The following is a 13,591-nucleotide window of genomic DNA, read 5'->3' as shown; positions in this document are numbered from 1 at the left end:
TCCTCACCCCTTCAATTGTCGATATAAATCAATCATGACGTGAGCCATGTCTTTCACAACCATGGCTGTCATTAAATGGTCTTGCGCATGGATCATAATTAACGTTGGATCAGTCATTTCTCCGCGTGCTTCTTTTTGTAAGAGATCGGTTTGTACGTGATGCGCTTCTGTGAATGATTGACTGGCAGCTTCAATTTTCGCCTCTGCCTCGTCATAGTTTCCGGCTTGTGCTAGTTGAATCGCTTCCATTGCTGAAGAACGGGCATCACCGGCATGAAGAATGATTTGAAATGCGATTGCTTGAATGTCTTCTTTTACTTTATTCATCTGCATTTGCCTCCTTATTCATTAGTGCTTTACTTCCTGCATAGACAAACGGTATATACATCGCTGTCGCAACCGCAAGGTTGAAGATTTGTAGGAAGATGCCGCGCATGCTGCCACCTGTCACTAAGTAACCTGAAAGAATCGGTGGCGTTGTCCACGGAACAAGCGCAACAGTTCTTGGCACAATCCCGAGTGACAAGGCAAAGTAAGAGATAATCGTTAAAGTTACTGGTACCAATACGAACGGAATTAACATGGTTGGGTTTAATACAATCGGTAGACCAAAGATAACCGGTTCGTTAATGTTAAAGAGACCCGCAGGTGCTGATAGCTTTGCAACTTCACGGTACGGATGCTTTTGTTCCCGTCTTAGGACAATAAAGATGGCCATCAGTAACGCTATTGTCGTTCCTGACCCCCCCATAAAAACAAATGAATCAAGGAATGGTTTCGTGACAACATAAGGCACGTCAAACGCTGACATCCCGTCTTGGAATAACGCTAAGTTTTCTTGGATAAGTGGTAAGTAAATCGGTTCAATAACCGAACCAATAATGTTCGTGCCATGTAAACCAAAGAACCAAAGGATATGATTCATGAATGCAATCACAATCGCTGCTGGTAAGGTATTACCTAACCCTTGAAGTGGTACTTGAATCGCTTCAAAAATAAGTTCAAATACACTCGAACCTACAAAGACGGTTAAGAGTGCTTGGAACAATCCAACAAGAAACAGAATGACTGCCGTTGGAATTAGCGCTTGGAATGAACGCGCCACCCCGCCCGGTACACCGGCTGGCATTTTGATCGTAAATTTTGATTGCACTAACACTCTAAAGAGTTCAGTTAACGATAAAGAAAGAATAATCGCTACAAATAAGCCTTGTGTGCCGAGCCAAGCAAAGTTAAGTCCCCAATCGGCAGTGACCGGTGCAAGCATTACGTAGCTGGCCGTTGAAATTAATCCAGCTGCGAGACCGTCAACGTCATACGACTTAGCTAGGTTATAGGCAATCGAGAAGGCAATCAGTAAGCCGATAATGGCGAAACTACCATTCCACACACTTCCACCAACAGCCTGCCAATTGCCTTCCCCAAAGATGCTGTTTAATAGCTCAACAAAATTGAAGGCGCCAATTGGTGGGAAATTGTTAAAAAGTATCGCTAAGGAACCAATAATAATTAATGGCATAACCGCGACAAAACCATCACGAATCGCAACCAAGTGACGCTGCGCACCAATTCGTCCAGCTATTTCAATAAATTTATCTACATATTTATTATTCATCTGTATTTCCTCCCTTATATACACGTGAACATTTTTACGACCAAACGGTCGTTTTGTTTTGATCCTAAACTAAATGTTGATACCCCCGGTAAAAAGTTAACGCTTTCAAAAAAACAACCCTATACGCGTCTCATATTCCCCCTGATATACAGCCCCTCACTTACGGATGATTTCACGCGTTGTGGATCGGTTTGACTGACTTAAATTGCGGTAAGAACGCTTGATGGGCAACTAACAATTCATCTAACACGGTTTTTGCTTTTTTCTCATCTTTAATCAATGGATTCATGATGAAGGCCAGGTAAGCATCTTGATAACGCCCACTTACGCTTGCAGCAATCACTTGTTCTTCAAAGGCTTTCATCATCAGCAAGTCTGCCTTAATCTGTTGCGGTAAGCGACCAATCACAAGTGGGACCGGTCCTTCTTTGGTGATGATGCTGTTCACTTCAATCACAGCATCATCGGGCAAATCAATAATCGCACCGCGATTCAACGTGTTAACAGTCATAATCGCTTCACTGTTGTTGTAGAGTGCTGACATCAAGCTACATGCCACATCACTATAGTATGCACCACCGCGTTGTTCTAACTGTTGTGGTTTCATATTTAATTCTTGATCACGGTAAACATCAAATAACTCTTCTTCAATCGCTTGAACGTGTTCTGCCCGTGTGCCGTGGTTCGTAAACGCCTCAATGTCTTTTTTCAACGTCTGTGCTGTTTGATAATAATACTGATGGTACGGATTCGGCAACAATTGCATCGATTTTAAAAATGTTTCAGACCAACCAAGGCTGACAATGTTTGCTGGTGAGAAATCAACGTTTTGGTGAATCAACGCATCAATGACTGTGTCGAGTTTGTTTTCACCGTTGACCCATACTTTCGAACCAAAGACAAAGTGGTTTAAACCAATAAACTCAATGCGCACATTGTCAGGGTCTTCATTTAAAATTTCTGCAGTTGATTGCGTCATGTTGTAAGGAATGTTACAGACACCAATCACTTTTTTGTGTGGCCCATGTTTCAACAAGGCTTCGGTGACAATCCCGGCGGGATTGGTGAAGTTAATGATCCAAGCATCTGGACAAATTTCATGAACATCTTTAGCTAAGTCTAATAGCACTGGGATGGTTCGAAACGCTTTAAAAATTCCACCCGCACCGTTCGTTTCTTGACCAATCATGCCATGACTGAGCGGGATCCGTTCATCTTTCTCACGCGCCTTAAGTCCACCCACACGAATTTGGGTAGAAACAAAATCAGCATTCTTTAATGCTTCCTTTCGGTCCAGTGTCCAACGAAGGCTAATTGATAGACCGGCCTTTTCAATCATTCGCTTAGCAAGCGCACCGACAATTTCTAATTTCTCTTTACCACTGTCAATATCGACCAAAGTAATTGTATCAACGGGAAAAACATCATGTCTTAGAATTAATCCTTCAATAATCTCTGGGGTGTAGCTTGAACCTCCCCCCACAATAACAATTTTCATCGCTGTCGTGCTCCTTTAATTTGTATTGTGATTAACCACAAATAAAATGTATCATACAAATATTTAAATGTAAATACTTTTAATAAAAATACACCAAACCATTATTTTAAATGTACATACATTTATTTGTTTGTTATACTTAGATTAGTAATCAAAGAGAGAGGATGGCTATTGTGGGGAAAAAGCAATCGTTACATGCCTATATAAAAGAAGAATTAATTGAACGCATTAAAACAAATGTTTATAAAATTGGTGAGCAATTCCCGACCGAACATGATATTTGTGAAGAATTCAATGTCAGTAGAACAACCGTGCGAATTGCGCTTAGCCAATTGGTCCAGGAAGGTTACCTAATCCGTCAGCGCGGCAAAGGTAGCTTTGTTGCCGAACCGAAAGTAAACCAAACCTTATCACATACTGAAGATCGCTTTAATCAACAACTAAAAGCCCAAGGGAAACAAGGGAAAATCATCTTGAAGAAGCTTGAAGTTGTTCCAGCACGCGGGTCAAAACAAGAACGCTTCAACCTTACCGAAAACGATCCGATTCAAAAAATTAAACGGATTCGCTTAGCTAATGAAGAAGTAACCCAATATGAGATTGCTTATGTGCCTTGGCGTGTGGCCCCAGGGCTAAAGAAAGAACAACTTGAAGCGTCACTTTATTCCACATTAAAAGATACGTATGATATTTCCATTCATAAAACAACGGAGACACTTGAGATCACCTTAGCTGATAAAGACGTCAGCAATTACTTGCAATGTGAGATTGGGCAGCCTTGTTTCTATATTGAAACAGTCGCAGAAGATGATACGGGTCGTGTGATTGAATTTTCTCGTTCTTACTTTAGAGGCGATAAGACAAGCTTCAAAGTTGAACGGTTCTATGATCAGTAATAAGTATGGATACATCACAGATAGCTGTTCTGGTGGGGCACCGAGGCGCGCTTTAACTAAAAGTAAGGGATACGACAAATTTATGAAACGAGGAGTGAAGACAAATGAAGGTAATTGTAAATGCGGATGACTTTGGTTTAACCGAGGGTGTCAATGAAGGGATTATTGATGCTCATCTTAATGGCGTTGTGACCCGGACAACGTTAATGATGAATGGACATGCGGTCTATCATGCTGTCAGACTTGCGAAAGAAACACCCACGCTAAAAGTAGGCATTCATCTTGTTTTATCTTTTGGTAGACCGCTGAATAAAACAGCGACATCACACTTAACAAAGGCTGATGGTACCTTTAAATTCACTAATTTAGAATCACGTCTTACGCCCGAGGAAATGAGTGAAGTAAAAGCAGAGTGGGAAACGCAGATTAATGCGTTCCTACAAATGGGGTTAACGCTAGACCATATTGATAGTCATCATCACGTGCACGGTTGGCAAGATTTAAAAGATGTTATCTTAGAACTCAGTAAGACTTACAACGTGCCTGTGCGTTACGTAGCGACACTAAAAAAACATCCTGAACATTTACTGACTGACTATTTGTGGTTGAAGTTCTATAAAGAAGGTGTGAGCACCGAACTATTTGATGACTTAAAAGCTTTGCCTTATCCGTCCGTTGAAGTGATGGTTCACCCAGCGAACATCGACGAGCATCTCCGGACATTAAGTAGTTATGTTGATATGCGTCAAGAGGAGAAGAAAGCATTGATAAATATTGTACCCGATGCGACCATGATACTGATATGAGTGACGAGCTCACGATTAAATACAGACAAAATGAGCGTAGCATTGAAATGCTACGTCTGTTTTGTTTGTTTATTTCTATTTACTAACTTTCTCAAAACATCTAACGAAAAGTGAACACTCGAAACAAGATGCCATCGTTTCAGTTAACGACGATTCTGTAATCGTTTTTCAATTTGGATCAATTGTTGATAACGTGGATCTTTCCGTTTGCGACGGTAGTCATGTATAAGTTGATCCATTAAAGGATATGCAGGCTGGTATTTAAATTTAAGAAGGCGTTTCATAATACGTACATTTAAATCAAATACGGTACCTATTAACGTTTCACCATAATGTTTTTCAAGTAAGTAATAGTAATCGGGTTGAATAAAGGGTAAGGTGAACCGTGCTAGATACAAGATACTTTCTCGACTGACAATGTTTCGTTTTATTAGACGTTGATACTGACTTAACAGTAAGAGAAAGCTAATGAGTGCATCCTCACTTACGTGGTAAGTCGTTGATTCCTTTTCTATCACAAGATAGCATTCGCCAGCATTATTCGTTAAAACCAGCTCACTATTCCAAACTTTTTCTTCATCCGCAAGGTATTGACGTAAGCTATACCTTTTCTGATTTGCTTGATTAATTGCAGCAAACGACTCTAGGGCATGCGTTAGCTGTTGATCGAAATGGTTACGTTCTGCTAAATGCAGCGCTTGACGCTGCACGAGACGTAAATGAATCAACTCTATGATCAACCATAATCCCATCAATAAAGCTATGATAAGGACGACTTCCAGTAAAGAAAGTAACTCAATCCAATCAAACACGATGCTCACCCCCTATTTATAGCATGCGTTTACAGAGCAGAATAAATACAATTCATAGTTTAAACACACATCTACATTATTTGTTTTGCGAAGTACAGGGTATGAATGCCTTCGCCGCGATGATTATTTAATTGATAAATCATTTGATAATCTCTTTTTTCTAACACATTAATGTGCGCATAATTTTCTGACCACGTTCGTGTAGATACAACACTATTAATTGTTGATGCCGTTTGTTTCTCCAATTCTTCATACAACTGATGAGAAATCTTCTGGCCGCGGTTTGCTTTAGTCACACAAATTGTTGTGACATAGTGATTGTTACAACCCGGACAATACTCAGCGAAAACAGCTTGCGGATAATCTTGAATATATGTTAAAAAGCCTATCAACTTACTATCTTCAACAGCAACAATAAAAGATTGTTGCTTAATTTCTTCATAATACGTAAGTGGTCCATCTTCCTTGACTGAATCACTTGTATTTAGGTGGCTTTGGGTTGAACTTGTCCGACTAGACAGCGGTGGATAAAACTCCTGATCACACGCAAACACTAATGCTTTTATTTGTTCTTGAATCACTGGTTCATCAGCAGCCAATCGATAGATCTCCATGTTATCGCCCCTTTTCTGCAAAAACATATAAACGGTGTGTGTAGACACTGTCAATTTTTTGCTTAGCTCGCTCGATAAATGCTCGCTTAAAAGTGGCTTTCATGTCTTCGCTTTTAATGTGTTGTAAATAGGGCAATAATGAAGCATTAGAAAAGTTCTCAATTAAATTGCTGTACTCTTGACCGTTAGATTCTACACTCTCAATTTTTATTGAAGAAAACCCAACACTTTCTAACAAGTCCTGCATTTCTCTTTTAGTCGGATAGAATAGTGGAATCTGCCAATTGCTGAATTGATCAGATTGTTGAAGCTCATTTAGCGTCTCATAAGCAACCTCATGTAACTCTCGGTAAGACCCTGCCCCGCCCTGATGAATGGCAATGGTACCATTCGGTTTCAGCGCCTCAAATATCTTTGTGTACATCACCTTACTTTCAATGATCCAGTGCAGCGCTGCATTACTGAAAATCAAATCAAATGCTTCTTTTTCTTTTAAATCTAATGCATCCAGTTGTTGAAAATCTATCGCCGTTGCAGGTATTTTAGCAGCCGTTCGATTTTCAATTGCGATATCAATCTGACTGGAGGATTGATCAATCGCTACAATCCGATTGGATGGTTCTGCATGATATAATTCAATCGTTGTTTTCCCATTACCACAACCTAAATCTAATATGTTCGCATGACGCGTTAGCTTAAGTTTATCAATAAGCTTGCTTCCTTGTTGATACTGGGTTTGTGAGGACTTATCATAGGCCCTGCCATCGTACTTGAATTTCATTTGCGATAAGTCTTCAATACTCGTTGTTGCTGAATTCAATATAATTTCACGACTTGCCGTAAAATCATTGACTAAATTTTTCAGTAAATCAAAAATTGCCGTGATGTCATGCAGAGCTTCTTCAGTTAAATTTTCTTTTAATTCATGATTTAGTTTAGTGATAAAGTGTTCATCGGTATCATGGAGAAAATCAATCAACATCCCCGGGTAAGTCATCATATAGGCATACACTTTTGGGTAACCAATTTGCAAGCTTACAAATACAAAGTTGATAATCCGATTCTCTTTCGTTGTTAGGACTGGACCGCGCTGTTTATCAATAATATCACTTAAGAATAGGGCATTCGCAATCCGTTTCCAACTTCTTGGGTTGTTATTGATTGTCTTCTTAACAATTACAGCAAATTTATTGTAATCCCTTTCGCTTAAAGGAAAGGTATTAAAATAGCCAATTTCCGTCAATGACTTTTCAATTAGGCGTTTGGAATCATAATGTTTAATTGGCATAGAAAAAGGCAATTGGATTAGTTTATCAAAATATGCACGGTAGGCTGCTTCATTTTGTATATCGCCTTCCCCATACTTTTCTTTTAATCCCCTTGTAATGATTTCATAATCAATCGCTAGAATGAATACACAATGATCGATATCAAATAAATTCTTTATAATCTCCAAAATACGAATCGCGTGCACAGGATCAATTCGATCTAAATCATCGACATAAAAGACAAAACCATAACTACTTAAACCATTATGAGTCTTGACTAACCGGTTGATGGTTTGCTCTATCGAATCTCGCAATTGGGATACCGTCGTTAAACGAGAGTCACTAAAAACATCGATGGTTGATTTTTTTGTTTGTTCAGTAACCCCAGCAATGTCCATCGTTATATTTGCGGCACTATTTAAATAGCGCTTAACATTTAATTTTAAATCTTCAATATCCGTGCGCGACTGTTTTGCGTTTTTTTGCTTTGTTATTTCTCTAAGTATGTATAAAATAATTTGCTCACACGCATGATCAGACGTGTTATTAACAAAGAACTCCCACGTATTTATCCACACACTCTCATAGTATTTAGTGGCGTTAGGGTTATTAACTTTCTTTTCAATCATTTTAAGTAGTGACGTTTTACCACATCCCCATTCCCCTTGCACCGAAATGGTTACAGGTGGCTTACTGTTTAATATGAATTGGGATATCGCATCTGCATAACTGCCTGTATCCAATAAGTCAAATTCTGTAGAAGTTATTGGAGCATCTCTTAAATCAAACGACATTTACATCACCTCAGTTGAATTAGTAAGATCTATCTAACACTCAACAAAGACCTATAAAAGGTATTCGTATTACGGACGAGTTTATAGTCAGATCCTCTTGCGTCTAAGTCCCACACCTATCTTTAAAGAAGAATTAAGCTTTTAATAACTTTAATACCCGTAAGAATGGTCGTAGACGATCTAACACCCTAAAAAACTTGATTCGCCTATTCTCATCGGCGAATCTTCTTTATCACACCTTAATCCTACCATTATCTATCTGAAATTGGTATCACAAGCTAAGCTTAATCCTTCTTGATGCTCAATTAGACGTTCCCTACGAACGATCATCTCGCTGCTTTTTGTCATTTCATCTGAACTTTTAATGAATAGGATTGTCTTTTGAGTCCTATAATATTTATAGCTAGCATCAGTCTTTTTGACATAGCTGTTCTTTTGAGTGATATTGCAGCGCACGTGTTGACAGCCTTACCCTTAAGAGATGCATTGCTTTTATGATTATGCATATCCCCTTAACGACTAAACTTATCAAAACATCCGTTTGCACAACCAAGAGCATCACTTCAAAACAACAACAGGTTTACCGGAAGGATAATTTATAATCGTAAACTTATAGACATCCTTTATCCGTTCATTAATTCTTTTCAAACCTCATTCCAAAAAAAACAGCGTATACGTCTTCAATTCTTAAGTCACTATGAATAGTCAGGCGCAACCACACCAAAGTATTCATCCATTGTCACACCACTGTCGTAGACTTTCTTGGCGACGTCTTTTCCTAAGTAGCGGAAATGCCATGGTTCGTATTTATAACCCGTAATATGATCCTTCCCTTTGGGGTAGCGTAAAATAAAACCAAACTTCCAACTATTGTTGGCCATCCATTTACCGGTCGCGGTACTTTCCATTCGTTCATCGGTGTAATAACCATCCCAACCAATATCAAAAGCAAGCCCCGTTTGGTGTTCAGAATGACCTGGCCGCGCAGAAAAAGTATCGGCAGCTTGTTGACCACGTTCATTCACATAGCGATTGTATAACTCTTTTTGATATTGATAGCTCCGGTACGTCGAAAAAGCTTCAATTTGGTAGTTTAAGCGACTGGCTTCTTTCTTCATCGCTTCAAATTGTTGTCTAGCTGCGTGACTTTCACCGGGTGCATAGTCACGTGGTAACCCGTAACCTTTATTGACAATCAGTACACCATCAATGACTGTTTTTGACACCGTTTCTTGATCATTTAAAGCACTTTTAGTTGTCACGTAGTTACGATGGACAAACCCTAATTGATTGCCTTCTGATACTTTGTACCAATCTTGATATTGACCTAATACCTCAACTGTCGTCCTTGTCCTAAGCGCACGAATCACTTGATAGTCTGTGCTCGGTCCTCGACGAAAGTTGACGTCACTACGAATTAAGTAATCTGCTTCTGGGACCGCATCTAATGAGTAAGTATCAGGGGCTTTTAAGTCTTGATTGTCTTGATCATCTTCATCATTATTGTCTATTTCTTCTTCATCTGACTCATCGCTTTCTTCATCTTGGTTAGACTGATCATCATCAGAGTCTGAATTTTCTTTATCCGTTCCCTCATCTTCATTTCCCTCATTACTTTCTTCTTCCGGTGGTTCAATCGTATCAATGATTTCTTCAGCATCTTTGTCCTCAATTCGGTCTGTTGCCTTATCTACAGATTCTGCCGGACTACTACCTTCACTGTTACATCCTGCTACGCCAACAATCATCACGCCTAGTAAGACGCCAATGCGCAGCATCCGAAAGAAAGGATACTGCACAGAAAATCCTGGTGTATTTAATTTAATTAACCTATTCATTATTATCTCTCCTAACGTCGCTAACAATCTTCGCTTTATTTAATAAGCAAAACTGATGACCTCAGGTCATCAATAAAGAAAACAAAGCCATGTTATTACCTATTTTAACATGAATCATTAATGAATAACTTGTCATTCTTCGTAAAAAATAACTTCACCTACAAGACATAAGCTTAAGTTAGCAATGTTTTTTTAATGTTTAATTAAAAGATGCAATCCCACTGATTTTGTTGGTTCACTCCTCTATTTATAGATAACGATTCACACGCTAAATTATAGAAGCCCTCTTAATTTCATGCATATATTGTCACATATCGTTCACTTACCATCAAAAAAACGACACATTATTAACAATATACTGGAAAATAAACTGAGCCTATTGTATGATATGATTACATTCAATAACTAAGGGGTATTTTACCATGACTAATTTAATCAACAATGATGACAGTGATCATTCACTCTTTCAATGTAGCATAGAGAACCAACAGGCCGTATCCCTTCACTATCACAACGCATATGAATTCATTCGTGTGGATGATGGTGAACTTGATGTCTTAATTGATGGCGCAAGCTATCACGTTAACAAGCAACAAGCGATTTTTATACACGTCCTTCAAATACATAAAATTGATATTTCAACTACCGCCAAGTTTACAATCATCACTTTTTCACCTGAATTAGTAAGTGAATTTGATGCAACGTACAAGAATAAAACAATCGTTAATCCCTTGTTTGATTGGCCTAATCCCATTGACATTGAAAAATTCACCTCACCTTATGCGGAACGGGCATTTACCTTTGACTTACTTAATAAGCTGATCCAACACGCACCGTTTGAGATCGAACACACCAACAAAAAACGCGAAGTGATTCATAAAATCATCGACTATGTTTTACATCATTTCGGTGAAAAATGTTCACTTAAAGTAATTCAAGAAAAGCTGGGTTATGATTATAATTACTTATCAAAATCATTTTTAACCTTAACCGGGATAAGATTTAATGAATATTTAAATAAGTTCCGCATTAAAAAGGCTTGTGCATATTTACTTGAAACGACACTAACTATCAATCAAATTGGGCGAATTTGTGGTTTTCAAAGTATTCGTAGTTTTAATCGGAATTTCACAAGCATAATGGATTAAACATCATCAACATACCGGCAAAATAAACTTAACTATTAAGAATAAGCGCTAAATAGCCCAGACCTATTAGCAAGGTCTGGGCTTGTCATATTATTAGGTCAGTACGCTTTCGGCACATGTTTATAACCAGGAATCTCTTCTGACTAAGACAAATATCTTTCGGCTAGTGTTGGGTCTAACACAATCCTCAAAAATCCGTAAGAATCACATTCGAGTTAGAAAATAGATCCACAAAACATTATTTAGTTCATGAACCAAGTATTTGTTTAATATGCTTTTTCCATTAACTCATAAATCTTAGCACTTAATAATGCTTTAATCTTCCCATGTTTTTTATCGGAGTATTGATATTCTGAATTGCGCCACTTATCACCAGAATATTGCCAAACTGGATAAGGAATTCGTTCTTCAGGTTCCCAACTGTATCGAGGAAACACATGAGCATGTAAATAAGCATCTGTATTTCCGTAAATTGAGTAATTAACTCTTCTAGGATGACATACTTTTAAAATAGCTTCTCCTATCAAGCTCATGTCTAACAAATATTCACTTCGCTGTTTGAAATCAAGTTCTTCAAGAGAACTAAATGCTTTAGATGGTAGAAGCACACAATATCCTGGTAGAAACTGAGTATCTCCAATGGCAGCAAAACCACTTCTCATTTCTGCAATTATCATTGGATTTTCCCCACGATGCGCAGATGCAATTCTATCTTTTTTCCACTCTTCATTTAAGTTTGTTTTCATTTTTTACCTACCTCTAAAAGTATATTTCATTACTATTTCTATAAAAAAAATTAGTCAAGTCCATAATATTGTGTAAAATACAGTACACTGCTTTAGAGCTTTAACCTATGGGTTAAAATTGAATATATTTTCTGGTAGAACTTAACCAGTCTTCGTGACGATCAATCAAAACTGCACCGATTAAACGATTGGCAGAGGCGTGATTCGGAAAGATTCGGATAACTATTTCTCTGCACCTAACTTCTTCGTTTAATCGTTCAAGAAGGTTTGTGCTCTTTAGTTTCGATTGACCTTTACCGACAACGGCGTATTGAAAGGCAGCTTCGAAGTCTTCGTCCAGCTTTTCACAGGCTTTGTGATATTTGGATTGGTCAATATAGTCGCTTCCTAGCTTATTTTTAGCCTTTCGAGCCGTTTCAATATGAGTAAATTTGAAGAGGGCTTTGACTTCTTCTCTGAAAGGTTTTGACTCTTTCTTAGGGATACAACTAAGGATATTACGCATAAAGTGAACCTGACATCGTTGCCATGTAGCGTTTATAAATGATTTCTTGATAGCTTTAACTAAGCCTTTTTGTGCATCTGAAATGACCATCTCCACCCCTTCTAAACCTCTGGTTTTGAGGGAGTCAAAGAAGAGAGACCAAGTCTCATCACTTTCTTCATCTTGAATCATAAAGCCAATTATCTCACACTCTCCATCTCCTGATATTCCGACCGCTATATGACAGCTTTTAGAAACAACACGATGATGTTCTCTGATCTTTATGTAGATAACATCGGTCATAATATAAGGAAAATGCTTGTCTGATAGAGATCGATTTTGCCATTCGGAGACCATAGGGTCCAACTGGGCTGTTAAACTGGAGACAAAGTACTTAGAGACTGATTTACCGCACAGTTCCTCAACGATTTGAGAAACTTCACGCCTAGAGACACCTGAAATATACACATTGCATGGATACCGCTAAAATACAGTTGGTGTAAATTCGCCATCGCGTGTTCGAGGCACTTTCAATTCAAGAGAACCAATACGCATCGTTCATTATCTTTCATAATAGCCATTGCGCTGACTTCTTCGGTTATCTGATCGTTCATAATTCGTTGCTTGAATATAATCGGTTCGCTGCTCGTCCATCAATTGATTAAATACCGTTTGTAGAATCTGTTTAGCCGCATTATCTTTGATCGACTGGTCAATTAAGCTTTGAATATCTTCGGTTTCCAGTGTAAAATGTACTTGGGTCATATGATTGCCTCCTGGGTATGTTTTTAGTGGTTAAAAACAGTGTACGTAAATAGGCAATTCATATGGCTTTTTTGCTTTTACACAATTATATGGACTTTATCTTATAATTTAGCTTTCATTTCTAATCCTGAATTGTAAAATCAAATGCATAAACTTTTTTGAATATATCCCAATATATTCAAAAATCTATACTTATACTATTTTAATCGATGCGGATGCTTGATTTTTATGCTATACTAGCCACCGCCTTGCGGCGTGCTCTTGACGTAAGTGCCTCTTCTTAGTGAGTCATTTGTTGGGTTCGGGG

Annotated in this window: 11 protein-coding genes and 1 pseudogene; 3 read left to right on the top strand and 9 right to left on the bottom strand. The window is 38.3% G+C overall.

The genetic code is table 11. The features are described from left to right. Positions 1-3 precede the first annotated feature (3 nt). The 3 genes from DES38_RS09735 to DES38_RS09725 form a co-directional block, all read right to left on the bottom strand. Complete coding sequence (locus DES38_RS09735) at positions 4-327, bottom strand: PTS sugar transporter subunit IIA (protein WP_110251919.1); 324 nt, start codon at positions 325-327, stop codon at positions 4-6. Further along, positions 320-1,615 carry a PTS sugar transporter subunit IIC gene (locus DES38_RS09730; protein WP_110251918.1) on the bottom strand — a complete coding sequence of 432 codons (1,296 nt, stop codon included), beginning with the start codon at positions 1,613-1,615 and terminating at the stop codon, positions 320-322. Before DES38_RS09730 ends, DES38_RS09735 begins: the two co-directional genes overlap by 8 nt. A 172-nt stretch (positions 1,616-1,787) precedes the next feature. Next, positions 1,788-3,113, bottom strand: a complete 1,326-nt coding sequence (locus DES38_RS09725) for a 6-phospho-beta-glucosidase (protein WP_110251917.1) — start codon at positions 3,111-3,113, stop codon at positions 1,788-1,790. A gap of 164 nt (positions 3,114-3,277) precedes the next feature. On the opposite strand from DES38_RS09725, the gene DES38_RS09720 reads away from it, so the two are divergent. Both DES38_RS09720 and chbG read left to right on the top strand, forming a co-directional pair. Next, positions 3,278-4,009, top strand: a complete 732-nt coding sequence (locus DES38_RS09720; RefSeq protein WP_342767376.1) for a GntR family transcriptional regulator — start codon at positions 3,278-3,280, stop codon at positions 4,007-4,009. Between the two features lie 104 nt (positions 4,010-4,113). Beyond that, positions 4,114-4,815: a chitin disaccharide deacetylase gene (gene chbG, locus DES38_RS09715; RefSeq protein ID WP_110251916.1), complete on the top strand. Its 702-nt coding sequence runs from the start codon at positions 4,114-4,116 to the stop codon at positions 4,813-4,815. Positions 4,816-4,958: 143 nt separating this feature from the next. On the opposite strand, the gene DES38_RS09710 is transcribed toward chbG, so the two are convergent. From DES38_RS09710 to DES38_RS12140, 4 genes are all read right to left on the bottom strand, one after another. Further along, entirely contained in the window at positions 4,959-5,627 is a 669-nt protein-coding gene (locus DES38_RS09710) for a hypothetical protein (RefSeq protein ID WP_110251915.1), read from the bottom strand. Positions 5,628-5,698: 71 nt separating this feature from the next. Then, positions 5,699-6,241, bottom strand: coding sequence for a GNAT family N-acetyltransferase (locus DES38_RS09705; RefSeq protein WP_170114384.1), 543 nt, complete (start codon positions 6,239-6,241; stop codon positions 5,699-5,701). Between the two features lies 1 nt (position 6,242). Further along, positions 6,243-8,303: a P-loop NTPase fold protein gene (locus DES38_RS09700; protein ID WP_110251913.1), complete on the bottom strand. Its 2,061-nt coding sequence runs from the start codon at positions 8,301-8,303 to the stop codon at positions 6,243-6,245. Between the two features lie 695 nt (positions 8,304-8,998). Further along, a complete protein-coding gene (locus DES38_RS12140; protein WP_110251912.1) occupies positions 8,999-10,141 on the bottom strand; it encodes a D-alanyl-D-alanine carboxypeptidase family protein in 1,143 nt (380 codons plus the stop codon). A gap of 422 nt (positions 10,142-10,563) precedes the next feature. Between DES38_RS12140 and DES38_RS09690 the strand changes: the two genes are divergently transcribed. Next, on the top strand, positions 10,564-11,289 hold the full coding sequence (locus tag DES38_RS09690; protein WP_110251911.1) for a helix-turn-helix transcriptional regulator: 726 nt from the start codon (positions 10,564-10,566) through the stop codon (positions 11,287-11,289). Between the two features lie 266 nt (positions 11,290-11,555). Here DES38_RS09690 and DES38_RS09685 read toward each other — a convergent pair whose 3' ends face one another. After that, entirely contained in the window at positions 11,556-12,035 is a 480-nt protein-coding gene (locus DES38_RS09685) for an HIT family protein (protein WP_110251910.1), read from the bottom strand. Between the two features lie 112 nt (positions 12,036-12,147). Continuing rightward, positions 12,148-13,284: pseudogene (locus DES38_RS09680) on the bottom strand (IS256 family transposase). Between the last annotated feature and the right edge of the window lie 307 nt (positions 13,285-13,591).

Origin of the sequence: Streptohalobacillus salinus, assembly GCF_003201605.1 — a bacterium.
In the GTDB taxonomy this organism is placed as follows: Bacteria; Bacillota; Bacilli; order Bacillales; family Amphibacillaceae; genus Streptohalobacillus; species Streptohalobacillus salinus.
The sequence above is the reverse complement of the archived record's forward strand: the minus strand, read 5'-3'. Positions and strand labels throughout refer to the sequence as shown.

Coding starts and splice junctions, on each gene's coding strand:
- DES38_RS12140 (WP_110251912.1), bottom strand. CDS start 10,141: ATGAATAGGTTAATTAAATTAAATACACCAGGATTTTCTGTGCAGTAT.
- chbG (WP_110251916.1), top strand. CDS start 4,114: ATGAAGGTAATTGTAAATGCGGATGACTTTGGTTTAACCGAGGGTGTC.
- DES38_RS09685 (WP_110251910.1), bottom strand. CDS start 12,035: ATGAAAACAAACTTAAATGAAGAGTGGAAAAAAGATAGAATTGCATCT.
- DES38_RS09735 (WP_110251919.1), bottom strand. CDS start 327: ATGAATAAAGTAAAAGAAGACATTCAAGCAATCGCATTTCAAATCATT.
- DES38_RS09700 (WP_110251913.1), bottom strand. CDS start 8,303: ATGTCGTTTGATTTAAGAGATGCTCCAATAACTTCTACAGAATTTGAC.
- DES38_RS09705 (WP_170114384.1), bottom strand. CDS start 6,241: ATGGAGATCTATCGATTGGCTGCTGATGAACCAGTGATTCAAGAACAA.
- DES38_RS09725 (WP_110251917.1), bottom strand. CDS start 3,113: ATGAAAATTGTTATTGTGGGGGGAGGTTCAAGCTACACCCCAGAGATT.
- DES38_RS09690 (WP_110251911.1), top strand. CDS start 10,564: ATGACTAATTTAATCAACAATGATGACAGTGATCATTCACTCTTTCAA.
- DES38_RS09720 (WP_342767376.1), top strand. CDS start 3,278: ATGGCTATTGTGGGGAAAAAGCAATCGTTACATGCCTATATAAAAGAA.
- DES38_RS09730 (WP_110251918.1), bottom strand. CDS start 1,615: ATGAATAATAAATATGTAGATAAATTTATTGAAATAGCTGGACGAATT.